The organism is Thioalkalicoccus limnaeus (assembly GCF_041197575.1).
Taxonomy (GTDB): Bacteria; Pseudomonadota; Gammaproteobacteria; order Chromatiales; family Chromatiaceae; genus Thioalkalicoccus; species Thioalkalicoccus limnaeus.
The window spans coordinates 1-24,077 of sequence record NZ_JBDKXB010000022.1 but is presented as its reverse complement, the minus strand read 5'-3'; the positions used below and the strand labels follow the sequence as shown (position 1 = coordinate 24,077).

Genomic DNA, 24,077 nt, shown 5'->3' with positions numbered 1-24,077 from the left:
CGATGTCCCTGACCGAACGCCAAAAACGCTGGCTGAAGCCACGAGTCCACCATCTGCGACCGGTCGTGATCCTCGGCCACGCCGGTTTGACCGACGGGGTGTTCAACGAGATCGAGGCCGCGCTCGATCATCACGAACTGATCAAGATCAAGGTCAACGCCGGTGACCGCACCGAGCGCGATGCGCTGGTCGGCGCGATCGCGGAACGCGCCGGCGCGACGCTGATCGCCCGGATCGGCAATACGGCGGCCTTCTTTCGCGCGAACCCGACGAAAAAGGACCGCCTGATGCCCCCGGCTCTGTGACGCCGGCAACGACTCACGCGCGTGAGTCGCATGATTAGAGACCCGCCTCGATGACCAAGACGCCTGATGAGATCCGCTTGACCCGCCCCGATGACTGGCACCTGCACCTGCGTGACGGTGCGCAGATGGCTGCGGTCGTCGGTCACACGGCGGCGCGCTTCGCGCGCGCGATCGTGATGCCGAACCTGAAGCCACCGGTCACGACCACGGCGCTGGCCCGGGCCTATCGCGAGCGCATCGTCGCGGCCGTGCCGCCGGGACTCGCGTTCGAGCCCCTGATGACGCTGTACCTGACCGATCGCACATCGGTGAGCGAGATCCGGACCGCAAAGGCGAGCGGGATCGTCCAAGCCGCCAAGCTCTATCCGGCCGGGGCCACGACCAATTCGGACGAAGGGGTCACCCGGCTCGAGGCGCTCTTCCCGGTGCTCGAGGCGATGGAGCGCGAGGACCTGCCGCTGCTCGTCCATGGCGAGGTGACCGACCCGGCCGTCGATGTCTTCGATCGCGAACCGCGTTTCATCGACGACCATCTGGCCCGGATCGTCGCGCGGTTCCCGGGGCTACGGGTCGTCTTCGAGCACATCACGACCGCAGAGGCGGCCGATTTCGTCCGCACCGGCCCACCGCGGCTCGCGGCCACGATCACGGTCCATCACCTCCTCTACAACCGCAACGCGATGCTCGCCGGTGGGATCCGTCCGCACTACTACTGCCTGCCCGTCCTCAAGCGCGAGCGTCACCGCGAGGCGCTGGTGGCCGCCGCAACCAGCGGCGATCCGCGCTTCTTCCTCGGCACCGACAGCGCGCCTCACGCGGTCACGGCCAAGGAGAGCCGCTGCGGTTGCGCCGGCCTGTTCACGGCCCACGCCGCGATCGAGCTCTACGCCGAGGTGTTCGACGAAGCCGGCGCGCTCGATCGGCTCGAAGGCTTCGCGAGCCATTTCGGCGCCGACTTCTACGGGCTGCCCCGCAACCGGGACCAGATCCTGTTACGGCGCGAGACCTGGACGGTACCGGAGGCCTTCGCGTTCGGCGACGACCGGGTAATCCCGCTGCGCGCCGGCGATCAGATCGGTTGGCGACTGGTCGCGACGACCGGCGACGAGACCCGCTGAAGGGGACCGGCCCCGAGCTCGTGCGGGCTCAGAGCAGCGTCTCGACGTGCCCGCCACGCGCGAGGATCGCGGCCTTTGCCGTCTCGAACGCCGTCGCGTGCAGCGGCCGCGTCGCGTTTTCGATCAGCGTCGCGTCGAACCCTTCCTCGAGGGCATCCATCAGCGTGTAATAGACACAGATGTCGCCGGCCAACCCACACAGGCTCAGCCGATGGACACCGCGATCGCGCAGATAACCGGCCAGGCCCGTACGCTTCCTGTGGCCGTTGTCGTAGAAGCCGCTGTAGCTGTCGACGTCCGGATCCGTTCCCTTGCGGATGATCGCCTCGATCCGGTGCTGATCGAGATCCGGGTGGAGGTCGACGCCGGCGCTCAGCTGTACACAGTGATCGGGCCAAAGCACTTGCTCGAGCCCGTGTAGCTCGATGACATCGAATGGCCGCTTGCCGGCGTGATTGGAGGCGAAGCTCCGGTGCTCGGGCGGGTGCCAGTCCTGCGTGGCCACGACCAGGTCGAACCGGTCGAGAAGGCCATTGATGACCGGGACCACGGCGTCCCCGTCGGGAACCGCCAGCGGCCCGCCGGGCATGAAGTCCTTCTGGACGTCGACGATGATCAAGGCGTTCATGATGACGGCTCGCTTCGGTGTGCGGCGATGAGCCGGTTGCGCTCTTGGTCGAGCCGCGTGCTGAGCCCGACCTTGTACAGATGAGGGTACTCGAATCGCTTGTACTCCGCCGGCAACCGAGCCAGCCGCTCCTGACTGTAGCGCTTGATCTCGGTCAGACTCGCCGGCTCATGCCGACGCCGGCCCTGCGCCATGACCGGGTGTAACAAGGGTTCCTGCGGACGCCCTACGAGCACGAGCGATTGATGCGGATCCGACGGATGATGCATGCGCTCGACATCGGTTTCATCGGCCATCGCGATCGCGTCGGCGCCCCAAAAGCCGCCCGTCTCATCGAGCACACGGAACACCTGTTTCGCGCACGGCACCGTGATCTTGTCGGTCGACTCCGAGAGCTTGAGGCAGGGCCGACCCTCGACCTCGGCCAGCTTGTAGACACCATCGAGCGCCCCGTCGGGCTGACCGGTTGCCAGGCTGGTGCCGACACCGAAAAGATCGATCGGGGCACCCTGCTCGCGCAGGCTCCGGATCACGTACTCGTCGAGCTGGTTGGACGCGGCGATCTTGGTCTCGGTGAGACCCGCGGCGTCCAGCATGTTGCGCGCCTGCTTGGAGAGGTAGGCCAGGTCGCCGCTGTCGAGGCGAATCCCGCGCAGCCGCTGACCGCGTTGGCGCATCTCCTGCCCCACGCGGATCGCGTTGGGCACGCCGCTGTGCAGCGTATCGTAGGTATCCACCAGCAAGACACAGTTGGTCGGGTGCGCGGCAGCGAAGGCCCGGAAGGCCGCGAGTTCCTGATCATGCGCCTGGATGAAGGAATGCGCCATGGTGCCGGAGACCGGGATCCCATAGTCCCGTCCCGCGCGCACATTGCTGGTCGCATCGAAGCCGCCAACGATCGCCGCGCGACTCGCGGCATAGCCACCGAGGCCCGGGGCACGGCGCAGCCCGAAATCCACAAGCGTCGCCTCGTTCCCGGCCGCGAGCCGCATGCGACTCGCCTTGGTTGCGACCAGCGTCTGAAAGTTCAGGATGTTCAGCAGCAGCGTCTCGACGATCTGCGCCTCGATCAGGCTCGCCTCGACCGTCACGACCGGACAGGTCGGAAAGACCAGATCGCCCTCGCGGACCGCCAGCACGCGTCCGCGAAAGGCAAAGCCGCGCAAGGACTCGACGAAGGCCGGATCCATGCCCTGCTCGCGCAGGAAGCCGAGGTCCGCCTCGTCGAAACGCAGCCGCTCGAGCACCGTCAGCAAATCCTCGAGCCCGGCGAAGACCGCGTAGCCGCCACCGAAAGGCAGCTTGCGGAAGAAATAATCGAAGCGCGCCGACTCGCGCCCGCGGCCACTCAGGAAGTAGGCCTGCGCCATCGCGAGCTGGTACTGGTCGGTATAGGTTCCGGTGATGTCGATCATGTCATGCACCCGCTCGTATCCCGCCTTGATCTGCGATGTTACGCCCCTTCGCACCGCGATCAAGGGTCGGGGCAACATCTACCCTGAATACGACGATCTCATCTGCAAGACCTCCGACAGGTCGAGCCGATCGATCTTGCCGAGCAAGATCACTGGCGAGGCATTGGCGAGCCAGCGGCTAGTCGCCATGGATCTCCTCCGACAGCTGGTCGGGGGTCACCCGGCAGGCGGGAACGCGGCGCCGGTGCAACTCCTCGAAGAACTCGACCCGGCTCAGCCCGGCCAGCTCCGCGGCCTTGCCCTGCGAGACGATCTCTTCGGCGCAAGACGCAAGCGCGCCGACTCCGTCAAAGCGTTCCGGTGTCGTCGGCAAAAGCCAACGACGCACGCCCCATCTTGCTCGCCATGACCGCGTCCCACGCCATGGACTTCGCAAACACGGGGAGCATGCCTTATTGTAGGTGCATTGCCAGAACGAACTATGCGACAGGCGGCCGCCCTCGAGCATCCGAGGGCGGCCGCCGAATCGATGCTGGCCCCTGGTGGCCCGCGTCAGTCGCGAAGCCATCGACGCAAAGACGGGAGGCCGTATGCTGGCATCATCGACGGGCATGGAGCAACGAGAGAGGCTTCGGCTTAAGTTCCAACAGGTCCGTACCTTCAGCGAGCGACTCTGCGAGCCGCTGGCCATCGAGGATTACGGGCTTCAGACGACCCTGGAGGCCAGTCCGCCCAAGTGGCACCTGGCCCATGTCTCCTGGTTCTTCGAGACCTTCCTGCTGCGTCCGTATCAACCGGGATACCGGGTCTTCCACCCGCGCTTCGAATACCTCTTCAACAGCTACTACGAGCAGACCGGGACCGGCTTCTGGCCTCGCCCGGAGCGGGGACGGCTGTCCCGCCCCACCGTCGCCGAGGTCTACGATTATCGGCACCACGTCGATGAGGCCATGTCGCGACTGATCGTGTCTTGTCCGGATGCGGATTGGCCAGCGCTCTCGCAGCGACTCTTGATCGGGCTCCACCACGAGCAACAGCACCAAGAGTTGCTAGTGACCGATATCAAGCAGCACCTGGCCTACAATCCGCTACGACCGGCCTATCGGGCCGATCTGCCGCAGGCGCCGCTGAAAGACCCCGACCCGATCGCATGGCAGACCTTCGACGGTGGCCTGATCGAGATCGGAGCCCCGCCCGAGGCCTTCGCCTACGACAACGAACGCCCGCGCCATCGCGTCTTCGTCGCACCCTTCGCACTCGCGGACCGGCCCGTGACGAACGGCGAGTATTTGGCGTTCATGGCCGATGGCGGCTACGAGGATTCGGTTCACTGGCTCTCGGATGGTTGGGCAACGGTCAAGGAACGTGGCTGGCGGCATCCGCCTTACTGGGAGCAACAGGACGGAACCTGGCAGATCTTCACGCTGGCCGGGATGCGACCGCTGAATCCCGCCGAGCCCGTCTGCCACCTGAGCTACTACGAGGCGGAGGCCTTTGCGACCTGGGCCGGAAAGCGTCTCCCGACCGAGGCGGAATGGGAACTCGCCGCACGAGGACGGACCCTATCCGGCAACTTCGTCGACGCCGGGTGGCTGCATCCGCGGCCCGCGGGGTCCGAGGATGGCCTGCGACAGCTGTTCGGGGATATCTGGGAGTGGACCGGCTCGGCGTACCTGCCCTATCCCGGCTATCGCGCCCCGGCTGGGGCGCTCGGGGAATACAACGGCAAGTTCATGTGCAACCAGATGGTGCTGCGCGGCGGCTCCTGTGCGAGCTCCCAAGATCACCTTCGGCCCAGCTACCGCAACTTCTTCTACCCGCACGAGCGCTGGCAATTCCAGGGGCTGCGGCTGGCGGAGGATCTCGCGTGACGTCTCGGACCACAAGCCATCGCGCCCAGTCCTTCGGCGACCGCAACGCCGGCGCCGAGCAGCGAACCGAGGCCAGCCGCCACGCGGATCAACGGACCGCTTCGATCGCCTTCTACGATTATCACCCGACACCGGCCGATGTGCGCAGCGAGGTGCTCGCGGGCCTGGCCCAGCCGGTCAAGCGTTTGCCCCCGAAGCTCTTCTACGATCAGGAAGGCTCGCGACTGTTCGATGCCATCACGGAGCTGCCCGAGTACTACCCGACACGGACCGAGATCGGCATCCTGCGGCGGCATGGCGCCGAGATCGCGGCCTGGCTGGGCCCGGATGCGGTGCTGATCGAGCTCGGCAGCGGCAGCAGCCTGAAGATCCAGACCCTGCTGGCCGCGCTGCGACCGCGCGTCTACCTGCCGGTCGATATCTCCCGCCAGCATCTGCGCGAGTCGGCGCACGCGCTCGCGGCGCAGTTCCCGGCCCTCGCGATCCGCGCGGTCTGCGCCGACTACTCGGTGCCCTTCGAGCTGCCGCTGGAGCCGCACTGGGATCACCTGGCTGCGTTCTTTCCCGGATCGAGCATCGGCAACTTCGAGCCGGCCGATGCCCGGCGACTACTGCGGCAGGTGGCCGAGCGACTCGGCGACGGCGGTCGTCTGCTGATCGGTGTCGATCTGCGCAAGGATGCGCGCATCTTGGATGCCGCCTACAACGACGACCAGGGGGTCACAGCGACCTTCAATCTGAACCTGCTCTGGCGCATCAATCGCGAACTCGACGGCGATTTCGACCCGCACCAGTTCAGACATCGGGCCTTCTTCAACAGTGCCGCCAGCCGCGTGGAGATGCACCTCGTCAGCCAGGTCGATCAACAGGTGGAGATCGCCGGGCAAGGCTTCGGCTTTGCCCGCGGCGAGAGCATCCACACCGAGAACTCCTACAAGTACGGCATCGAGGATTTTCGCGAGCTCGCACGCGGGGCCGGCTTTCGGCCGGAAGAGGTCTGGACCGATCCCGATCGGTACTTCAGCCTGCACGGCCTGCGCGTCGACGACCGGCGCTGACCCGGAGCCTCGACCCGCCCCCCTCCGATACGGCCAGGCGGGCGGGTCGTCACGCTCGAGCGCCGCACGGTAACGCCGACCCAAGGGCTCCGGAACGCGCCCAACCGAATCCGAGGTTCTAGCGCATTCGTCGCACTCATGGCTAGGGCCTCTGGGAAAGCCCCTGGTCTCGACCATCCGAAGAGCCCAAGCACAGATACCCATACGTTGGGGTCCATGCGCCGGCATGGCAGGACAATTGGCTGGCGTCGGGACCAGGGGCCGCCCGCGGCTTGAGATCAGAAATCCAGATTCACCGCCGCGTACAGGCTGAGCGGGCTATGGATGGTGTTGAAGCGGTTGCTGAAGGCCTCGGTACCGGGTCCCGTGCAGCCGGCGTTGGTGCAGCGCGTATAGCTTCGGTAATCGTTGAAATCCTTGTTCAGCAGGTTTTGCACGACCCCGGTCACGCGCAGGTTACGGTTGACCCGATACGTGGCCCCGAGATCGAGGATGGTGTAGCCGTCAAAATCGCCGAGCACGATGTTGCTGTCACTCCAGCTCTCGTCGACGCGACCCTGGGCATTGCCCCCGTTCTGTGGCTCGTGGAAGTTGCGCGGCCGGAACGCACTGCTTCGGTATTCCGCGTTCAGGAAGGTACTGAGGCGCGGTGTCGCCTGCCAAGTCAGGCGCGCGTTCAACATGTGGTCAGGCACGCTGACGAGCGGATCGCCCTTCTTACTGGCGATGCGCTGCGCCGGGCTGCCGGTGTCGAGTTGAGTCTTCGTGACCTCGCTGTCGATGTAGCTGTAGTTGCCGGACAGGTAGAGGGTTTCGGTGATGTCCCAGCCCAGGGTCAGTTCGACGCCCTGAATGCGCGCCTCGCCGATGTTCAGATCCTGGCCCGCGTTGGCCCCGGTGCCACGCTCGACGAGATTGTCGAGCTCGTTGCGAAAAACGGTGGCCTGCGCGCGCACCGTCGCGATGGGACGGAAGACCGCGCTCACCTCGTAGTTCACCGCGGTTTCCGGCCGCAAGTTTGGATTGCCTTGAAGCGGAACCGTGCCCTGATCCCCGAACCCGATGATGCCATCGGTGAGCTGCTCCAAGAACGGGGTGCGGAAACCTTTGGCGACGCCGCCCTTCAGAATCCACTGATCGGTCGCGTTCCAGACCGCGTAGAGCCGTGGCACCCATTCGCCACCGTACGCGTCGTTGTTGTCGTAGCGCAAACCGCCGGTCAGCGCGAGCTGATCGATTGGCCGCCACTCGTCCTCGACGAACAGACTGTACTGATCCAGCGTATTGTTACCGCCGCCCCAGAGGCCGTCGGTCATCTTCGCATGGATGTACTGGCCGCCGACCGTCACCAGATGGTTGCCGATCCCAGTCAGGAACTTGGTATCGAAGAGCCAGGTATCGAGGTCGAGCCGCCGCGGGGAACCCTCCAAGGCCGGGTTGAGACCGCTGTTCAGCGGTATTGTCCGACCCTCGGTCTCCAGCGAATCCCAGGTCAGTTTGGAGACCAGTGTGCCGAAATCGAAGCTACCCTGATGGCCGAGCGTCACCTGATCCCGGTTGAAGCGCAGGGTCTGCTCGTAGCCACGACAGAAATTCGGCGCGGGCACGGTATTGCAGGCGCTGGCGGCAGGGTTGCCGGTGCGGTGCAGGGCCCCGATGTCGCCTTTGGAGTTGTCGAACTTCTGGCGCGTCGTGTTGAAGCCGACGGAGAGGTCGTTCGCAAAGTCCGGGCTGAACCGAACCTCGCCGCCCAAGGTGTAGTTGTCGGCGGCCACCGGATTCTGTCCCATCGTCGGGGTATCAGCCGTGATCGCGCGTGGATACTCGACCCCTGGAATCCGAATGTCGGACGCTTGCCGGTCGAAGTAGCGGCCGTACAACTGCATCGAAACCCTGTCCGCGACGAGCGGCCCGGATGTGTAGAGTTCGACCTTGGTCTCGTCGCCGAAGTCACCGTCGGTCTGGAAGGTGCGGCTGACTGTTGCCGACACACCCCATTCGGTGCCCGGACGGCGTGTGATGATGTTCACGACGCCGCCTAAGGCGTCCGAGCCATAGAGCGTGGACATGGGTCCCCGGATCACCTCGATCCGTTCGATCGCCGCGACCGGCGGGATGAAGACCGACTGACTATCGTTGAACGAATTCGGGGTGATGTTCCCCATCGGGTTCTGCCGTACCCCATCGATCAGGATCAGCGTGTATTCCCGGGGTAAGCCGCGCAGGCTGATGGATTGATTGCCGGTCTTGCCGTCTCGGGCATCGAGTGGTGACACATTGATGCCTTCCACGCCCCGCAGCGCATCGGCGAGGCTGGTGACCCGCCGTTGCTCGAGTTCCTCGCGGGTGATGATCGTGATGCTGGCGGGGGCCTCGTCGATCTCCTGCTCGAAGCCAGTGGCGGTGACCACGAGCGCCGCCATTCGCTGCACCTCCTCGGCCGACGCCAAGGTTGCCGTCGTGGCGACGCCCAGCAGGGCGGTGGCGGCAACGGCCAGGCTCGCTCGCAACGGCCGATCGAAACGGGACGACGCGCCCCGGCCAGGATGCGCTTCGCGTATAATGCACCTCCTCGGAGATCAAGGTCTTGTTGGGCTTTTGGCTGGCTCAAGACCCGCGAGGGGACATTTGGCTGGCTGCTGGGACGTTAGACTATGCGTTCGTGCGCTTCAATGATCAAGCCCGGATACCGACGGGCAGGGGCACCTTGGCCCAGCGACCGACCCACTGACCCGTCGCTTTACACCGCAATTGAGCGGGTGGGGCCACGGACGGCGGGCAATCACGAACAAGCCGCGAGGAGTCGACCATGACCCGGCCATCCTTCGATCGAAGCCGCTTCGAGCGAGCGCGTTGGACCATCTTCTGGCTGCTCGTCGGCTCCTACATCATGGTCTATTTCCACCGCATGGCCCCCGGGGTCATGGCCGCGGACCTGATGCAGACCTTCGCGATCAGCGGCGCGGCGCTGGGTTCACTGGCCGCGACCTATTACTATGTCTACACGGTCATGCAAATCCCGGCTGGCGTGCTGGCGGACACGTTGGGACCACGCCTGAGCGTCGCCAGCGGCGCCCTGGTGGCCGGTGTCGGGTCGATCCTGTTCGGCCTGGCGCCGGATTTCGCGACGGCGAGTTGGGGGCGGCTGCTGGTCGGGCTCGGCGTCTCGGTGGTCTTCGTCGGACTGATGAAGAGCAATGCCGTGTGGTTCGCCGAACACCAGTACGGGCGCATCAGCGGGCTGACGCTGATGCTCGGCAATCTCGGCTCGATCCTGGCGGCCGGCCCCCTCGCGTTGCTGCTGATGGGGCTATCCTGGCGCCAGGTCTTCGTCGCGGCTGGTGTCCTGTCGCTCCTGCTCGCGATCGTAACACTGTGGCAGGTCCGCAACCGCCCGGAGGACCTGGGTTTCCCATCGCTGCGCGAGCAGAGCGGCCTGCCGCCGCATCCACCCCGTCACCGACACTGGTGGCACGACCTCAAAGAAGTGCTGATGCGGCGTGACGCCTGGCCTGGCTTCTGGGTCAACTTCGGCGTCACCGGCACGCTGTTCGCGTTCGCCGGGCTCTGGGGGGTTCCGATGATGCGGGACCTGTTCGACCTCGACCGAACCGCGGCCTCCCTCTATACGACCTCGGCCCTGGTCGGGTTCGCGGTCGGTTCGATGGCCGCGGGCTGGCTGTCGGACCGCATCGGCCGGCGGCGACCGGTCATCGTCGGCGGCGCCGGGCTCTCGGCCCTGGCCTGGCTGGCCCTGATCGGGCTGCCCTGGCAAGCCGGCTGGAGCGGGTTGCTGCTCTACGGCGTGCTCGGCCTGGCCGCCGGTGGCTTCGTCGTCACCTATGCCGCCGCCAAGGAGTGCCTCCCGGCCGGCGTCTCCGGCATGGCGATCGCGCTGGTCAACACCGGCCTCTTTCTCGGCGCCGCGATCATGCAGCCGGCCTTCGGCTGGGTGCTCGATCTGACCTGGGATGGCACGCTGCGCGACGGGGTCCGGGTCTACGCGGCAACCGACTACCGCAATGGGTTGTGGCTATCCTTCGCCTTCGCGGTCATCGCGCTGCTCGCCGCCTTGCGGATCCGCGAGACCCATTGCCGCCACCTGTAGATCGGCAGGACGGGGATCTGCGCGAAAAGGGACGCGCACGGGACGGGCGGCCGTCGTCGCGCCAGCAGTAGGTGCGGCTTCAGCCGCAAGACGGCCAGGACGGCCCGGCCGTCTGCGCCAATGGCGTTGCGGCTAAAGCCGCGCCTACACCGAGCGTTGCGGCTAAAGCCGCGCCTACACCGAGCGTTGCGGCTGAAGCCGCGCCGACAGTCCCGCTCGGGAGCGCTGAGCCGTTCAGCGCTCCCCTAGACCTCGTCGAAGCCGGCCAGGCGGAACCACTTGCGTGCCAAGTCGTCGTCTTTCGGCACACCGCGGCCTTCCCGATACATCATTCCAAGCGTCGTCTGGGACCCGGCGAGGCCCTGCTCGGCGGCCCGCGTGAACCACTCGACGGCCTTCGCCGGATCCTTCTCGGTACACTCGCCCTCCATATACATGAAGGCCAGTCCATGCTGCGCGACATCGAGCCCGGCCTTAGCCGCGGCCCGCATGTACTTGAAGGCGAGCAGCGGGTTGGCGTGCATCCCCAGGCCATTCTGAGCCATGATCGCGACACGGTACTGAGCCTCCGGACGCCCGGCCTCGGCAAGCGGTGACAACAGACCGACGGCGCGCGAGAATTGCTTGGACTCGAACGCGGTGATGCCGCTCGCGAGGGCCATATCATCGTCGGAGATGGGTTCAGCCATGGTCGGACTCCTGACCCGGGCGGCCCGGGCATCGTGATGGAACGAACCGCCTAGGGTGCGGCTCTGAAGATTCGGATGCCGCCAAAGCTGAGGGTCGGCACCGCCGATTCAAGCGGTCCACAGACGGAGTCGAGCGGCAACGCGCGGCGGGCGCGATGACGGCATCTTCCCGGGTATCCTCAGATCTTGTGAGCGAGCTCGACACTTGATCTCGTCACTTTCGGTAAACGATGTTGAGAACTAGCCGCGCCGACGAGTGGTCATCGGGACCCCGTTTTTCGCGACACCTGCTGGTGTGGCTGCCGTCGCTGCTGCTGTTGGCCCTCCCGGCGCCTTTGGGCGACGGCCACCTCTCGGATCGCATCGAGCGACAACGCGAGGCGTTCGTCGAACTGGAGACCTTCCTAGCCCAGGGAGTCGTCCCGGACGCCGAGATGGCGGCCCGGATCGCGGCCCTTCAGGACTACCCGCTCGCCCCCTATCTGCGCTACGCCGAACTGACCGCGAACATCGCGACGGCCGACCCATCGTCCGTCGCGGCATTCCTCGCCGAACAGGCCGGCACGGCGTTGGGTGAGCGATTGCGCGATCAGTGGCTCGAGCAGCTCGCCAGGCGTGGCCGATGGTCTGAATACCTCGCGTACGATCGGCCGGACCCGGCGCCGACCCGCCAATGCCGACGTCTGTTCGCGCTGTTCGCCACTGGGCGCCGCGATGAGGCCTTGGCGCAGATCCCCCCGTTGTGGCTCGTCGGTCGGTCGCAACCGGCCGCCTGTGATCCGGTCTTCGATGCCTGGCGGGCCGCCGGGCTCCTGACCCCGGATCTGGTCCGACAGCGGATCGACCTCGCGATGGACGCCGACGACAGGCGTCTGGCGCGGTACCTGGGCCGCTACCTGCCGGACGAGGAACAGCCCCGGCTGGCCGACTGGCTCGCGGTGCGAGCCGACCCGCGACGCGTCGCCGACCTCAAGGTCGGCGAGCCCGACGACGCCTGGCAAGAGGCCATCATCGTCGATGGGATCGCACGGGTCGCCCCGCTCGATATCGAACGGGCGATCGCGATCTGGGCCGCGAAGGCGGCAAGCCAGATCCTGTCGGATGAAGCGCACGCGGCCATCGAATCGGCACTCGCGATGGCCCTGGTCCGTGATCGGGATGACCGGGCACTGGCCTTCTTCGATCGCATTCCGGCCACTGAGGCCAATCTGCCGCTGCAAGAGCGACGGCTGCGCGACGCGCTGGAGCGGCAAGATTGGATGCGCGTCGCCGATTGGGTCGCCGCGATGCCGGATAGCGACATCAAGACCGAACGCTGGCTCTATTGGCACGCTCGCGCGGAGGAGGCCCTGGGTCGACACGAAACGGCCCACGACCTCTATCGACAGGCCGCCAGCGTCCGCGGTTTCTGGGGGTTTCTCGCCGCCGACCGGGTCGGGGCTGCCTATCACCTGGGCCATCGACAGACCCCGTTCGACGAACGCGTCGGGCGCCTGATCGAGGATCCCGCACGCGTGCGGATCGAGGAGCTCCTGGCACTCGGCCGGGAGGCCGACGCGCACTGCGAGTGGACCTATCTGACACGCGAGCTGGCCGGTGACGAGCTCGCCGCCGCGGCCGTCATCGCTCACGGCCTCGATTGGCCCGATCGCGCCATCCGGACGCTGGCGCGCGCCGGCCGCTGGGATGATCTCGCGTTGCGTTTCCCGATCCACCACCGGGAACTGGTCCAGTCCCAGGCCGCCGTGACCGAGCTCCCGGAGAGCTGGATCTATGCGGTCATCCGTCAGGAGAGCGCCTTCGCGACGACGGCGGGCTCGTCGGCCGGCGCCGTCGGCCTGATGCAGTTGATGCCGGCGACCGCGCACGAGGTCGCCGCGCGACTCGACCACCCGCCCCCATCGCGCGCCGAGCTCGTCGACCCGGCGACCAACATCAGGCTCGGCAGCCACTATCTCGCGCAGATGGCGCGCTGGTTCGACGGTCATCCGGTCCTCGCGACCGCGGCCTACAACGCCGGACCGGGCCGGGTACGCCAATGGCGGGCCGGTGGTCCGGCCGAAGCGGATCTGTGGATCGCGACGATTCCTTTCTACGAAACCCGCAGCTACGTGCAGCGGGTGCTCGCCTACCGGATCATCTACGCCGACCGTCTCGGTCTCGACGACGGCCCGCTCAGCGCCTGGTTGACACCGATCGTTGCACGCGCTGGACATCACGCCCAGTTGACAGCCGAAACCGCCTCGGACGGTGGATGAGGATGCGCGATCCAATGACAGACCAACCTCCGCTGACGGCAAGCCATAGAAAGGGCAGCGCGCCCGCGCCGCCACACCTGGCCCTGATGGTCACCGATTTCGGCGACGGCGGCGTCGAGCGCACGCTGAGCAACCTGGCCGCGGGTCTCGTGAACCTCGGCGCGCGCGTCGATCTCCTGGTCGGACAGCCACGGCATCCGTACCTCGGCGACCGGCCCGGCCAGGGCACGATCATCGCGATGCGCGAGCCATACCCTGGCGGATTGGAGCGCTACCTCGCCGACGCCCGCCCGGACCTGCTGATGACCGGGAAGCGTCGGGACGATGCGCTCGCGTTGGCGGCTCGAGACCGCCTCGGGGTACCAACCCGCCTTGTGACGACCGTCGGCACGCCATTGTCGGCACTGCTCAACGAGCGGGGCTGGAACCCGATCAAGCGTTATCGCGAGGCCCGTGATCTGCGCGGCCTCTACCCGCGGTTCGACGGCATCACAGCCGTCTCGACGTCCGTCGCGGCCGATCTGCGACGACACTTCGGCGTCGCTGACCGAGCGCTTCGTGTGCTGCCGAACCCGATCCTCCCCGCGGACCTCGAGACCCTGGCGGGCGCGCCCACCTCGCACCCGTGGCTGGCGTCCGGCGAGCCCCCGCTCATCATCGCCGTTGGTGGACTGCGGAAGGTCAAGGACTTCGACACCCTGATCCGGGCCTTCGCCAGGATCGCCCCGCGGACGAATGCCCGCCTGCTGATTCTTGGCGAAGGGCGACAACGAGCCCAACTGACAGCCTTGATTGTGCGGCAGCGCCTGGGTACCCGAATCGACTTACCGGGGTTCGTCGCCAATCCGTTTCCATACATCGCACGAGCCCGGCTGCTCGTCGTGTCATCGCGACGCGAAGGCCTGGCCAACGTCCTCGTCGAAGCCATGGCCCTGGGGACGCCGGTGGTGGCCACCGACTGTCCAGGTGGCATCCGCGATTTACTGGCCGACGGCGAGCTCGGCCCCTTGGTCCCGGTTGGCGACGAGCGGGCGCTCGCTAGCGCGATGCTCGACACTCTGGCGGCACCGCGTACACCAGAACGGCTTCGGCAGGCGGCTGAGCCGTATCGGATTCTGTCCGCAAGCCGCGCTTACCTCGGGTTCTTCGGGGAGATCCTGGGTCGTCGATGATGCAAGATGCTATTCTCGGCCTGGGATGACGCCGCCATCAACGACGCCTTTCACGACGCCCCCTGCTCTGCTAGGCTCCGCAGCAGGCCACCCCGAGCGTGCAGACCAATCGATCATGATTCGCGCCCAAGCCAGCATTCTCATTGCCAGACCCACGGCCTTGGTGTTCGACTTCGTCGCGGTCGGCTTCTTCGAGAATTATCGACGCTGGTCGCCCGAGGTCGAGCGCCTCGATGTCCTCACGCCCGGCCCGATTCGCGTTGGCAGCCGGGCCCGGCAGGTGCGCACGGACCAGGGCCGACGCACCGAGACGAGCTTCCGCGTCGCGGTCCTCGAGCCCCCGCGACAGCTTGAGTTCGTCGAGTCCGGCAACCAGTTCCAGATCCGTTACCGATTCGATCCGCTCGGTGACGCGACGCAGCTGGGTTTCGCGTTCGAGCTGACCCGCCTCGACCTGTTCATGCGCCCGTTCGAGAAACTGATCCGGGTCACGGTGCAGGACGGCGCCGATCGTGTGGTGCGCAACATCAAGCGGCTCGTCGAGGCCGAGGTTACGGTGCAGGCCGCCAGCGACTGATCGCCGATGGCAGTGCCCTGCCCCGCCGTCCGGGCTCGGGGGACCGTAAGTCGGTGCCGAGTTCGCCCGGCCTCGACCAGAATCCGGTGCGGATTGACCTATTTGGAGTAACCGATGGACTTCGTTGCCGAAAAAGACCAAGACACCATCCCGTTCATCCTGTCGCAGATCCTCGATACCTGCGTTAACGGGATCACGCTGTCGGACCCGGATCAGGAGGACAACCCGTTAGTCTACGCCAACGCCGCCTTCGAGCTGATCACCGGCTACGACCGACAGGAGATCCTCGGGCGCAATTGCCGTTTCCTGCAGGGCGACGACCGGGATCAGCCGGAGATCGAGCGGATTCGCGACGCGATCCGCGAGCAACGGCCGGTGACGGTGACGCTGCGCAACTATCGCAAGGACGGCACCCTCTTCTACAACCGGTTCTCGATCCGCCCGCTGTTCGACCGTCAGGGCCGGCTGATCTACTACCTCGGCATACAGCACGACATCAGCGAGTCGATCCGCGCCCAGGAGGAACTCGATCGCATCAATGCGCTGCTGACCTCGCTCGGCGAACAGCCCTAACCCCTCTGAAGGCCAGGGCTGCGAAGACCCACGTCGGGTCGGGCGGCGCTCGCCCGACATGCCGGCTCTGAATCGGCCCCTTAACTGTCGTTGAACAAGATACCGGATGCCCCCTCGACCGCCCTCCGCCGACAGCCAACGCCCGCTGTCGCGCAATCTCATCCCGCTGGTGCGCTTGCTGGCCTTCGTCCGGCCCTATCGCGGGCGCGTCCTGCTCGCCGCCGTCGCGCTGTTGATCGCGGCTGGGTCCGTGCTCGCGTTCGGCCAGGTCATCCGGACCCTCGTCGACTCGGGCTTGGGCAGCGAGGCGCCGGGGGCACTGGACCGCGCGCTGCTGAGCTTCCTCGCGGTCGTGCTGGTCATGAGTCTCGCGGTCTTCGGCCGCTCGTTCCTGCTCAACTGGCTCGGCGAACGGGTCGTCGCCGACATTCGCCGCGCCGTGTTCGAGCGGGTGCTCGCGCTCGATGTCGGCTTCTTCGAGACGACCCGCACCGGCGAGGTCATCTCGCGACTGACGGCCGACACGGCCCTGCTCCAGGTCGTCGTCGGCTCGACGCTGGCGATGGCCCTGCGCGCCTTGCTGCTCGTCGCCGGCGGGATCCTGATGCTGGCCGTGACCAGCCCCAAGCTGACCGCGCTGGTCCTGCTCGGCACACCGGCGATCCTGGTCCCGGTCTGGCTGCTCGGGCACCGGGTCCGGCGTTTGTCGCGCGCGAGCCAGGATCGGCTGGCCGATGTCGGGGCCTACGTCGACGAGGTGCTGCATGGGATTCGGACCGTGCAGGCCTTCTGCCACGAGCCGATCGACCGCCGCCGTTACCGCGACCGGGTCGAACAGGCCTTCGCCGCCGCCCGGCAGCGCTCGCTGCTGAGCGCGCTGCTCGCGAGCACCGTGATGGCCTTGACCTTCGGCGCGATCGGGCTGGTGCTCTGGTTCGGCGGCCAGGAGGTCCTGGCCGGCAACATGACCGGCGGCGAACTGTCGGCGTTCCTCTTCTACGCGCTGTTGGTCGCGAGCTCGGTCGGCGGCCTGAGCGAGGTCACCGCCGAGCTGCTGCGCGGCGCCGGGGCCAGCGAACGCCTGCTCGAACTGCTCGGCCAGGAACCGCAGATCCAGCCGCCGCGCGAGCCGCGGGCGCTGCCCAGCCCCGGGATCGGACGGATCGAGATCCGCGATCTGACGTTCGCCTACCCGGCCCATCCGGACAACCCGGTGCTCGAGGGGCTGTCGCTTGGGATCGCGCCGGGCGAAAAGGTCGCCTTGGTCGGCCCGTCCGGCGCCGGCAAGTCGACCCTGTTCCAGCTGCTGCTGCGCTTCTACGACCCACAACAGGGCGGCATCCGGCTCGACGGCCTCGACCTGCGCGACCTGCATCCGACCGATCTGCGGCAACGGATCGCGATCGTGCCGCAAGACCCAGTCATCTTCGGCGCCGATGCCTGGGAGAACATCCGCTACGGCCTCGCTGACGTCAGCGACGACGCGGTCCGGCAAGCCGCCGAGGCGGCGCAGGCCACGGAATTCCTGGATCGGCTGCCACAGGGCTTCGGCACCTTTCTCGGTGAACGGGGCGTGCGTCTGTCCGGCGGCCAGCGCCAACGGATCGCGATCGCCCGCGCGATCCTGCGCGACCCGCTCGTGCTGCTGCTCGACGAGGCGACCAGCGCGCTCGACGCCGAGAGCGAACGGCTGGTCCAGCGCGCGCTCGAGACCCTGATGGAGTGCCGCACCAGCCTGATCATCGCCCACCGGTTGGCCACGGTGCGCAAGGTCGACCGGATCCTGGTCATCGATCGTGGGCGCCTCGCCGCCAGCGGCCGCCATGACGAACTGATGGCCGCCGACGGCCTCTACGCCCGACTGGCCCGACTCCAGTTCCACGCCGACCAGGAGCTCGACCCACGGCTCCCGATCACGGCCGAAACGCAGCCGAGTGAGAAGGCGGGGATCGAGGCAGCCTGACCGCTGGGATCTTGTTGCGACGAACGGCTCTCGAATGGGCGGCCGGGTCTACCAGGACCGCACCTGCCGTGCACTCATGCAGCTGCTGTACGCCCGATCGTAGGCACTGCGCATCTCGCCTCGATTCGCCAGGTAGGCGGCCGACGCGCCCCCGACAGCACCGATCGTGGCGCCTTCGATGGTGCGGTCCTTCTCGAGGTTGCGGCCGACCAGGCCGCCGACCGCGGCGCCGGCCGCCGCGCCGACTCCCCCTTGCGCCATGTTCTGGCGTTTCACCCGATCGGCTTCGGATTGCGCCACGCCTTGACAATAGCGTTCACTTTCCGTGGCGAAGCCTCCGGCTCCATATTGCGGCGACGTCTCGAGGGTCGAGCAGCCAACAAGGCCAGCCAACGACAACAAGCAGGCCATTCTGCGGTAATTCATCGAGCGCATGGCTCTTCTCCCAAGTAGGGTTGACGACAAGACGCGATTGCTTGGAGAGACCGATCGGCTCGACAGCTGCCCCATCCGACACAATCGACCAGGCGAGTCCCCTTGCCGTCGACGGCAAGCACACCAGCTCGCCAGCGCTTTTCCGCATGCCGGGAACTCGGGATCAGGCTAGCCTGATCACCCTGAACGAAGGCTGAATGGCGCGCCAGGGGTTCGTCGCAGGTGTCGAACTCGGCCAATCTGGCGTTCTCGGTCGCCGACGCCGCGCTCCCGACGAGCCCGGAGGCAATCAGCGATCAGAGATGCGCGATAGCGAAGCGCTGAACTATTCAGCGCTTCCCATGCGGGGTAGGAGCGCTGCCGTGGGCAGGCGCGATCAGCGACGGAACACGAAGGAAGCCGGAAACCGCGTTGTCGACTTCCGTGCTGGTCTTTGGCCAGGACGGCTAATCGATCAGCGTCTCCATAGGAAGGAGCGGGCGCAGATCTTTGACGAGGAGGAACAGATGAAGCGGATCGGTCGAGGAGGGCACAAAACCAAAGTGGGCGTAGAAGCATCGGGCGTCGTCGTCCTTGGCGTGGACCGCAAAGGCACGGATACCGCCGATCTCGGCAGCCTGGAGCGTGCGGCGCATGGCGTCTTTGAGCAAGCCCGCGCCGATCCCACGACGCTGCCAGGGGACGGCGACCGCGAGCCGGGCGAGCAACATGATGGGCACGGGATGGCGGGCGAGCCCCTTCGTCAGTCGCTCAGGAGCATCGTCGTAAGCCACCTCACCCACCACGAGGGTGTAGAACCCGATCACCTCCTCATCATGCAAACCGAGATAGGTCTGCGAGGCGTTGGCCTGCTGATTGGTGTAGGCATAGCGGAGGAGGAAGCGATCGAGCGCCTGACGGCCGCTCGAGAACCCGTCGAGCGGATGGTCGCGGCGCAGCTTTTCGATCCGGAAGCCGGCGGTCACGTCGAGTCGGGCGGATCGAAGGGCGTTGGCTCACGTAAGAGGCGCTCGAGGCGCGGCAGCGCACGGGGCGGCCTATCGAGCGCCGCGATGAAGGCGCTCCAGCGCTCGGCATCGAGCCTAAAATGTTGCCGATCGGCCAGGGTCTCGTCAGCACGCTCCAGTGCGCTGCTCAGTACAAACTGGCTCACCGACTGGTGACGCTCCCGGGCCGCGGCACTGAGCCGCGCCTTCGCTTCGGGCGTGAGCCGCAGATCGAGCTTCGTGCTTCGGGCCTGAGGGTTCGACATGCGCGTCTCCTGTTGACAAGTCGTCAGGATACCTGGCAGACATTGTCATGACAATGTGCGATTCATGTCGCACCGATGGCCGGTGGTCGAAGACAGACAAGCCGCAGGCCAGTCGATCCTGCTACGTCGAGGAGGAAGAATCGCCCTCTCCTGCCGGGAAGTTGGTCGATCAATCACCGCTGCGGGCGGCCTGGCTCGCCATCAGATCCTTCATAAAGCTTGAATTTCCGGTCGCGCGCCGCCAACGCTGCCAGGTGAGGATGGGGGCGGCAGGATTCACCGGCCGCTGGGAATCGACGAGCGCAAAGGCCCGAAAAGCATGATTAACGACTTCGAAGACCTGCTGACGATGGCGCATGCGATGGATGAGCCGCAACGCCTGCTCCTGCTGCTGGCGAAGACCGAGTCCCACGGGGGCAACGGGAGCGAGACCCAGACCGGGACCCTCACGCCGGTGATTTGCGTGGACAAGGCACCGGAGGAGCTCACGGATTTCCGATCCCTCGTTGCCGAGGCCGATCAGGTGACCCGCGACTGGGATCTGATCTTGGTCACCAGTCTCAGCGGCACCGCCGACAATCCGCCGACCAGCGAACAGGCCGAACCACACCTGCACAAGATGACCAACGACGTGCTCAGCGGACAAGACCTGAGTCGCTACGTCATCTTCGACCGTAACGAGAACCTGGTCTTCATCCATCCGCGCGACGGCATCTGGACGGTTTGACGCGACCCGGGCGCCGCCCGACTCACACCGCAAGTCGCCTGGAGGAGCACCGCCCACCCGACCTTATTCGGCTCGCGACAGGCAAGGGATTGCCGAAACCTAGGGCCACATCTGGCAACAGATGGGGCACGTCTGGCCGGATGGCCGTCGGTGCGACCGCCGAATCCACCCGCGCGAGACACGGACGGCGGCGCAAGATGCGCCGCCGTCCGTGGTTGGGCAAGCATCGCGGGCGCGGTCCGGACCACGCACCGGACGCGACAGGATCAGAGTTCGAACCGATCAGCGGTCATGACCTTGTGCCACGCCGCCACGAAGTCCGCGACGAACTTCTCGCCGGCGTCGGCCGAGGCGTAGACTTCGGCGATCGCGCGCAGCTCGGAGTTCGAACCGAAGATCAGGTCGACCGGGGTGGCGGTCCACTTGACCTCGTCCGAGGCCCGGTCGCGGCCTTCGTACAGACCATAGGCGCCGTCGGTCTTGGCCCAAACGTTGTCCATGCTCAACAGGTTGACGAAGAAGTCAGTGCTGAGCACACCCGGACGGTCGGTAAAGACGCCATGCGCCGCGCCACCAGTGTTGGCGTTGAGCGCCCGCATACCGCCGATCAGCACCGTCATTTCTGGTACGGTCAGATTCAGCAGCGCGGCCCTGTCGACCATGGCGGCGGTCGGCGCGAAGTAGTGCCGATCGCTGTAGTAGTTGCGGAACGCGTCAGCTGCGGGCTCGAGTTCATCGAACGAGGCGACGTCTGTCATGTCCTGGGTCGCATCGGTACGGCCCGGGATGAAGGGCACGGCCATCTCGTAGCCGGCATCCGCGGCGGCCTTCTCGATGGCGGCAGCACCGCCGAGCACGATCACGTCAGCCAGCGACACCCTTTTGTTACCGCTCTGGCCATCGTTGAAGCCCTTTTGCACGCCTTCGAGCACGCCCAGCACGCGGGCTAGCTCGTCGGGATCGTTGACTTCCCAGTCCTTCTGCGGAGCCAGTCGCAAGCGCGCACCGTTTGCGCCGCCGCGCATGTCGGAGGCGCGGAAGCTCGAGGCCGAGGCCCAGGCCGTGCGCACCAGCTCCGGCACGCTCAGGCCGGTATCGAGGATGGCGGCCTTGATCGTGGCGGCATCGCCAGCATCGATCAACTCGAAGTCGACCGCCGGCACCGGATCCTGCCAGACCAGTACCTCATCAGGAACCTTGCTCCCCACGTAGCGGGCACGTGGACCCATGTCGCGGTGCGTCAGTTTGAACCAGGCACGGGCGAAGGCGTCCTCGAACTCCGCCGGGTTGCTCAGGAAGCGCTCGGAGATCTCGCGGTAGATCGGGTCTTCCTTCAGCGACAGGTCCGTCGTCAACATGATCGGTGCATTGAACTTGCCTTCGACGTGCGCGTCGGGCACCGAATTGTCGAGCGCGCCGTCCTTGGCCACCCACTGGATCGCACCGGCCGGGCTGCGGGTTTGTTCCCACTCATGGTTGAGCAGGTTGGCCAGGTACAGCATCGACCAGCGCGTCGGCATCTGGGTCCAGGCCCCTTCCAGACCGCTGGTGACTGTGTCCTCGGCATGGCCCTTGCCGCAGCTGTTGATCCAACCCAAGCCTTGGTGCTCGATCGCGGCGGCGGCGGGCTCGGCCCCGACGCAGTTCTCTGGATTCATCGCCCCGTGAACCTTGCCGAAGGTGTGGCCACCGGCGATCAAGGCCACCGTCTCTTCGTCGCCCATCGCCATCCGGCCGAACGCGGCACGGATATGCTCGGCAGCGGCCAGCGGATCCGGATTGCCGCCCGGGCCCTCGGGATTGACGTAGATCAGGCCCATCTGGGTCGCGGCCAGGGGCCCCTTCAGCTGGCCCTGCTCATCGGTGCGCTCGCCGGCCAGCATCGCCTCTTCCGGCCCCCAGTAGACCAGGTCCGGCTCCCAGTCATCGGCCCGGCCGCCGGCGAAGCCGAAGGTCTTGAAGCCCATGTCTTCGAGCGCAACGTTGCCGGCCAGCACCATCAGGTCGCCCCACGACAGCTTGCGCCCATAGGCTTGCTTGACCGGCCACAGCAGCCGGCGGGCCTTGTCGAGGTTGGCGTTGTCGGGCCAGCTGTTGAGCGGATCGAAACGCATCTGGCCGCCGTCGCCGCCACCGCGGCCGTCGAGCGAGCGGTAGGTGCCGGCGCTGTGCCAGGCCATGCGAATGAACAGTGGGCCATAGTGGCCCCAATCGGCCGGCCACCACTCCTGCGAGTCAGTCAGGACCCGGCGGATCTCGGCCTTGACCTCATCGAGGTCCAGCGTCGCGAACTCGGCGGCGTAGTCGAAGTCGGCCCCGTAGGGGTTGGACTGAGGGGAATGCTGACGCAGCGGAGTCAAGTCGAGCTGCTCCGGCCACCAGAACGAATTGGGTTTGGCCTCGCCCATGGCGAACGCCGCGCCGGGCACCGCGGCGACCGCCAGAGCCGTCACCAGGGCCTTGATTTTCATACGCATGAATGTACTCCTCCAGATTTGAAGCCGAGCCTTCGGCGTGCACGATTAAAACCGATCAAAACTCCGATTTCAATCGAAAATACCTATCACTGCGATTGACGGACGCCGTGCGCGAATCCGCGATGGGAAGGCGGCCCTGATCAGTGCCGCCATTACCAAAAGCGCGCCGGTCTTGTAGACTCTCGCCCATGAACGAGACAGATGATTTCGCGGCGCTGTTGCGCCAGTACGAGGGGGCGCCGAGCGCCTCGACGCCATCGCGGCCGAAGGTCGGCGATCAGGTCGAGGGCCAGGTCGTCGCGATTCAGGCCGACCTGATCTATGTCGACCTCGGCGGCAAGACCGAGGGCCTGATGGAGACGGCGGGCTTCCTCGATGACGAGGGTCACCCGACGATCGCGGTCGGCGACCGGATCAAGGCCCGAGTCGCCGCCATCGATGCCGACAGCGGGCAGCTGCGGCTCGGTGTTCAAGCCGGCCGCCGCTTCCATGACGTCGCCGAATTGGAGCAGGCCTACCGGGAGCGGCGGCCGGTCGAGGGCCTGGTGACCGGCCTGATCAAGGGCGGCGTCGAGGTCCAGATGGCCGGGGTCCGCGCCTTCTGCCCGGCATCGCAGATGGATCTGCGCTTCGTCGACGACCTGTCCGAGTTCGTCGGCCAGCACCTGGCCTTCCAGATCACGCAATTCGAGGGCGGCCGCCGGACGAATCTCGTCCTGTCGCGTCGCGCCCTGCTCGAAGAGGAACGCCAGCAACAGGCCGCCGCGACGCGCGCCCGCATCGAGGTCGGGGCCGTGCTCGAGGGCACGGTGACCAGCATCAAAGACTTCGGCGCCTTCGTCGACCTCGGCGGGATCGAGGGCATGATCCATGTCAGCGAGCTGGCATTCGGGCGCATCAAACACCCGAGCGAGCTGCTGTCGGTCGGCCAGCCGGTGACGGTGTCCGTCCTGCGCATCGAGCCCAGCCGCTCGCCCCGGCAACCGGAGCGTGTCGCACTGTCGCTGCGGGCGTTGGCTCAGGATCCCTGGGCCGAGGCCGCAACACGCTTCCCGGCCGGCGCCCGGGTTGCCGGGCCGGTGACCCGTGTCGAGGCCTATGGCGCCTTCGTCGAGCTGGAACCTGGGGTCGAGGGATTGGTCCACATCAGCGAACTGGGCGCCGGACGGCGGATCGGCCATCCGAACGAGGTCGTCAAGGTCGGAGACCAGGTCGCGGCGACCCTTCTGTCGGTCGACCCGGCCAAGCGCCGCATCGCGCTGTCGCTGGCCACCGCGGATACACCAGACGAACCGGCCGCGCGGCCGGAGGCCAGCGAGCCGAAAACCGGTTTCGGGACCTTCGGTGATCTGCTGCGGGCCTCGCTTGCCGACAAAAAGTCAGCGGGCCAATGATCTAACTCTCGACGGCGATCCGCCAACACCGCGCCTGATCCGGGTCGGGACCGGTTC

At 66.6% G+C, this 24,077-nt stretch carries 22 protein-coding genes; 12 read left to right on the top strand and 10 right to left on the bottom strand.

Going from position 1 to position 24,077, the window contains the following annotated elements:
• Positions 1 to 2 precede the first annotated feature (2 nt).
• Together yhbY and pyrC are read left to right on the top strand one after the other, a co-directional pair.
• The gene (yhbY, locus tag ABC977_RS13905) at positions 3 to 305 is read left to right on the top strand and encodes a ribosome assembly RNA-binding protein YhbY (protein WP_369667867.1); all 303 of its coding nucleotides are present in this window, start codon (positions 3 to 5) and stop codon (positions 303 to 305) included.
• A 50-nt stretch (positions 306 to 355) separates the two neighbouring features.
• The gene (pyrC, locus tag ABC977_RS13900; RefSeq protein WP_369667866.1) at positions 356 to 1,423 is read left to right on the top strand and encodes a dihydroorotase; all 1,068 of its coding nucleotides are present in this window, start codon (positions 356 to 358) and stop codon (positions 1,421 to 1,423) included.
• 28 nt (positions 1,424 to 1,451) lie between these two features.
• Here pyrC and pncA read toward each other — a convergent pair whose 3' ends face one another.
• The 3 genes from pncA to ABC977_RS13885 all read right to left on the bottom strand — a co-directional run bounded on the left by pncA (position 1,452) and on the right by ABC977_RS13885 (position 3,854).
• Complete coding sequence (pncA, locus tag ABC977_RS13895; RefSeq protein ID WP_369667865.1) at positions 1,452 to 2,051, bottom strand: bifunctional nicotinamidase/pyrazinamidase; 600 nt, start codon at positions 2,049 to 2,051, stop codon at positions 1,452 to 1,454.
• The gene (locus ABC977_RS13890) at positions 2,048 to 3,466 is read right to left on the bottom strand and encodes a nicotinate phosphoribosyltransferase (protein WP_369667864.1); all 1,419 of its coding nucleotides are present in this window, start codon (positions 3,464 to 3,466) and stop codon (positions 2,048 to 2,050) included. Before ABC977_RS13890 ends, pncA begins: the two co-directional genes overlap by 4 nt.
• A 178-nt stretch (positions 3,467 to 3,644) precedes the next feature.
• On the bottom strand, positions 3,645 to 3,854 hold the full coding sequence (locus ABC977_RS13885; RefSeq protein ID WP_369667863.1) for a UPF0175 family protein: 210 nt from the start codon (positions 3,852 to 3,854) through the stop codon (positions 3,645 to 3,647).
• 202 nt (positions 3,855 to 4,056) lie between these two features.
• On the opposite strand from ABC977_RS13885, the gene egtB reads away from it, so the two are divergent.
• Positions 4,057 to 5,337, top strand: coding sequence for an ergothioneine biosynthesis protein EgtB (gene egtB / locus ABC977_RS13880; RefSeq protein WP_369667862.1), 1,281 nt, complete (start codon positions 4,057 to 4,059; stop codon positions 5,335 to 5,337).
• 104 nt (positions 5,338 to 5,441) lie between these two features.
• Positions 5,442 to 6,395 (top strand): L-histidine N(alpha)-methyltransferase, encoded by a 954-nt coding sequence (egtD, locus tag ABC977_RS13875; RefSeq protein ID WP_369667897.1) that lies wholly within the window; start codon positions 5,442 to 5,444, stop codon positions 6,393 to 6,395.
• Between the two features lie 278 nt (positions 6,396 to 6,673).
• Here the strand turns inward: egtD and ABC977_RS13870 are convergent, their stop codons facing one another.
• Positions 6,674 to 8,905, bottom strand: coding sequence for a TonB-dependent receptor domain-containing protein (locus ABC977_RS13870; protein WP_369667861.1), 2,232 nt, complete (start codon positions 8,903 to 8,905; stop codon positions 6,674 to 6,676).
• 299 nt (positions 8,906 to 9,204) lie between these two features.
• Here ABC977_RS13870 and ABC977_RS13865 point away from each other — a divergent pair, with 299 nt between their 5' ends.
• Entirely contained in the window at positions 9,205 to 10,503 is a 1,299-nt protein-coding gene (locus ABC977_RS13865) for an MFS transporter (RefSeq protein WP_369667860.1), read from the top strand.
• Positions 10,504 to 10,748: 245 nt separating this feature from the next.
• Here ABC977_RS13865 and ABC977_RS13860 read toward each other — a convergent pair whose 3' ends face one another.
• Positions 10,749 to 11,192, bottom strand: a complete 444-nt coding sequence (locus ABC977_RS13860) for a tetratricopeptide repeat protein (protein WP_369667859.1) — start codon at positions 11,190 to 11,192, stop codon at positions 10,749 to 10,751.
• Positions 11,193 to 11,422: 230 nt separating this feature from the next.
• On the opposite strand from ABC977_RS13860, the gene ABC977_RS13855 reads away from it, so the two are divergent.
• The 5 genes from ABC977_RS13855 to ABC977_RS13835 all read left to right on the top strand — a co-directional run bounded on the left by ABC977_RS13855 (position 11,423) and on the right by ABC977_RS13835 (position 17,735).
• The gene (locus ABC977_RS13855) at positions 11,423 to 13,450 is read left to right on the top strand and encodes a transglycosylase SLT domain-containing protein (RefSeq protein ID WP_369667858.1); all 2,028 of its coding nucleotides are present in this window, start codon (positions 11,423 to 11,425) and stop codon (positions 13,448 to 13,450) included.
• A gap of 14 nt (positions 13,451 to 13,464) precedes the next feature.
• Positions 13,465 to 14,622: a glycosyltransferase gene (locus ABC977_RS13850; protein WP_369667857.1), complete on the top strand. Its 1,158-nt coding sequence runs from the start codon at positions 13,465 to 13,467 to the stop codon at positions 14,620 to 14,622.
• A gap of 115 nt (positions 14,623 to 14,737) precedes the next feature.
• On the top strand, positions 14,738 to 15,199 hold the full coding sequence (locus ABC977_RS13845) for an SRPBCC family protein (protein ID WP_369667856.1): 462 nt from the start codon (positions 14,738 to 14,740) through the stop codon (positions 15,197 to 15,199).
• A 114-nt stretch (positions 15,200 to 15,313) separates the two neighbouring features.
• Positions 15,314 to 15,772 carry a PAS domain-containing protein gene (locus tag ABC977_RS13840; protein ID WP_369667855.1) on the top strand — a complete coding sequence of 153 codons (459 nt, stop codon included), beginning with the start codon at positions 15,314 to 15,316 and terminating at the stop codon, positions 15,770 to 15,772.
• Between the two features lie 106 nt (positions 15,773 to 15,878).
• Positions 15,879 to 17,735: an ABC transporter transmembrane domain-containing protein gene (locus tag ABC977_RS13835; RefSeq protein ID WP_369667854.1), complete on the top strand. Its 1,857-nt coding sequence runs from the start codon at positions 15,879 to 15,881 to the stop codon at positions 17,733 to 17,735.
• Positions 17,736 to 17,783: 48 nt separating this feature from the next.
• Here the strand turns inward: ABC977_RS13835 and ABC977_RS13830 are convergent, their stop codons facing one another.
• The 4 genes from ABC977_RS13830 to ABC977_RS13815 all read right to left on the bottom strand — a co-directional run bounded on the left by ABC977_RS13830 (position 17,784) and on the right by ABC977_RS13815 (position 19,798).
• Complete coding sequence (locus ABC977_RS13830) at positions 17,784 to 18,170, bottom strand: hypothetical protein (RefSeq protein ID WP_369667853.1); 387 nt, start codon at positions 18,168 to 18,170, stop codon at positions 17,784 to 17,786.
• A gap of 446 nt (positions 18,171 to 18,616) precedes the next feature.
• Entirely contained in the window at positions 18,617 to 19,135 is a 519-nt protein-coding gene (locus ABC977_RS13825; RefSeq protein ID WP_369667852.1) for a GNAT family N-acetyltransferase, read from the bottom strand.
• On the bottom strand, positions 19,132 to 19,422 hold the full coding sequence (locus ABC977_RS13820) for a type II toxin-antitoxin system TacA family antitoxin (protein ID WP_439849193.1): 291 nt from the start codon (positions 19,420 to 19,422) through the stop codon (positions 19,132 to 19,134). The genes ABC977_RS13825 and ABC977_RS13820 overlap by 4 nt, the downstream gene beginning before the upstream one ends.
• Before the next feature lie 169 nt (positions 19,423 to 19,591).
• Positions 19,592 to 19,798 carry a hypothetical protein gene (locus ABC977_RS13815; protein ID WP_369667851.1) on the bottom strand — a complete coding sequence of 69 codons (207 nt, stop codon included), beginning with the start codon at positions 19,796 to 19,798 and terminating at the stop codon, positions 19,592 to 19,594.
• Here ABC977_RS13815 and ABC977_RS13810 point away from each other — a divergent pair.
• On the top strand, positions 19,784 to 20,149 hold the full coding sequence (locus ABC977_RS13810) for a hypothetical protein (protein WP_369667850.1): 366 nt from the start codon (positions 19,784 to 19,786) through the stop codon (positions 20,147 to 20,149). The two genes, ABC977_RS13815 and ABC977_RS13810, sit on opposite strands and share 15 nt — an antisense overlap.
• Before the next feature lie 266 nt (positions 20,150 to 20,415).
• Here ABC977_RS13810 and katG read toward each other — a convergent pair whose 3' ends face one another.
• Entirely contained in the window at positions 20,416 to 22,620 is a 2,205-nt protein-coding gene (katG, locus tag ABC977_RS13805; protein WP_439849194.1) for a catalase/peroxidase HPI, read from the bottom strand.
• A gap of 194 nt (positions 22,621 to 22,814) precedes the next feature.
• Between katG and ABC977_RS13800 the strand changes: the two genes are divergently transcribed.
• Positions 22,815 to 24,020 carry a 30S ribosomal protein S1 gene (locus ABC977_RS13800; RefSeq protein ID WP_369667849.1) on the top strand — a complete coding sequence of 402 codons (1,206 nt, stop codon included), beginning with the start codon at positions 22,815 to 22,817 and terminating at the stop codon, positions 24,018 to 24,020.
• Positions 24,021 to 24,077: the final 57 nt, after the last annotated feature.

What these genes read in the sequence shown, in the direction of transcription:
- yhbY (WP_369667867.1), top strand. Translation starts at nt 3, where the DNA reads ATGTCCCTGACCGAACGCCAAAAACGCTGGCTGAAGCCACGAGTCCAC.
- pyrC (WP_369667866.1), top strand. Translation starts at nt 356, where the DNA reads ATGACCAAGACGCCTGATGAGATCCGCTTGACCCGCCCCGATGACTGG.
- pncA (WP_369667865.1), bottom strand. Translation starts at nt 2,051, where the DNA reads ATGAACGCCTTGATCATCGTCGACGTCCAGAAGGACTTCATGCCCGGC.
- ABC977_RS13890 (WP_369667864.1), bottom strand. Translation starts at nt 3,466, where the DNA reads ATGATCGACATCACCGGAACCTATACCGACCAGTACCAGCTCGCGATG.
- egtB (WP_369667862.1), top strand. Translation starts at nt 4,057, where the DNA reads ATGCTGGCATCATCGACGGGCATGGAGCAACGAGAGAGGCTTCGGCTT.
- ABC977_RS13865 (WP_369667860.1), top strand. Translation starts at nt 9,205, where the DNA reads ATGACCCGGCCATCCTTCGATCGAAGCCGCTTCGAGCGAGCGCGTTGG.
- ABC977_RS13860 (WP_369667859.1), bottom strand. Translation starts at nt 11,192, where the DNA reads ATGGCTGAACCCATCTCCGACGATGATATGGCCCTCGCGAGCGGCATC.
- ABC977_RS13855 (WP_369667858.1), top strand. Translation starts at nt 11,423, where the DNA reads ATGTTGAGAACTAGCCGCGCCGACGAGTGGTCATCGGGACCCCGTTTT.
- ABC977_RS13850 (WP_369667857.1), top strand. Translation starts at nt 13,465, where the DNA reads ATGACAGACCAACCTCCGCTGACGGCAAGCCATAGAAAGGGCAGCGCG.
- ABC977_RS13845 (WP_369667856.1), top strand. Translation starts at nt 14,738, where the DNA reads ATGATTCGCGCCCAAGCCAGCATTCTCATTGCCAGACCCACGGCCTTG.
- ABC977_RS13840 (WP_369667855.1), top strand. Translation starts at nt 15,314, where the DNA reads ATGGACTTCGTTGCCGAAAAAGACCAAGACACCATCCCGTTCATCCTG.
- ABC977_RS13835 (WP_369667854.1), top strand. Translation starts at nt 15,879, where the DNA reads ATGCCCCCTCGACCGCCCTCCGCCGACAGCCAACGCCCGCTGTCGCGC.
- ABC977_RS13830 (WP_369667853.1), bottom strand. Translation starts at nt 18,170, where the DNA reads ATGCGCTCGATGAATTACCGCAGAATGGCCTGCTTGTTGTCGTTGGCT.
- ABC977_RS13820 (WP_439849193.1), bottom strand. Translation starts at nt 19,422, where the DNA reads ATGTCGAACCCTCAGGCCCGAAGCACGAAGCTCGATCTGCGGCTCACG.
- ABC977_RS13810 (WP_369667850.1), top strand. Translation starts at nt 19,784, where the DNA reads ATGGATGAGCCGCAACGCCTGCTCCTGCTGCTGGCGAAGACCGAGTCC.
- katG (WP_439849194.1), bottom strand. Translation starts at nt 22,620, where the DNA reads ATGAAAATCAAGGCCCTGGTGACGGCTCTGGCGGTCGCCGCGGTGCCC.
- ABC977_RS13800 (WP_369667849.1), top strand. Translation starts at nt 22,815, where the DNA reads ATGAACGAGACAGATGATTTCGCGGCGCTGTTGCGCCAGTACGAGGGG.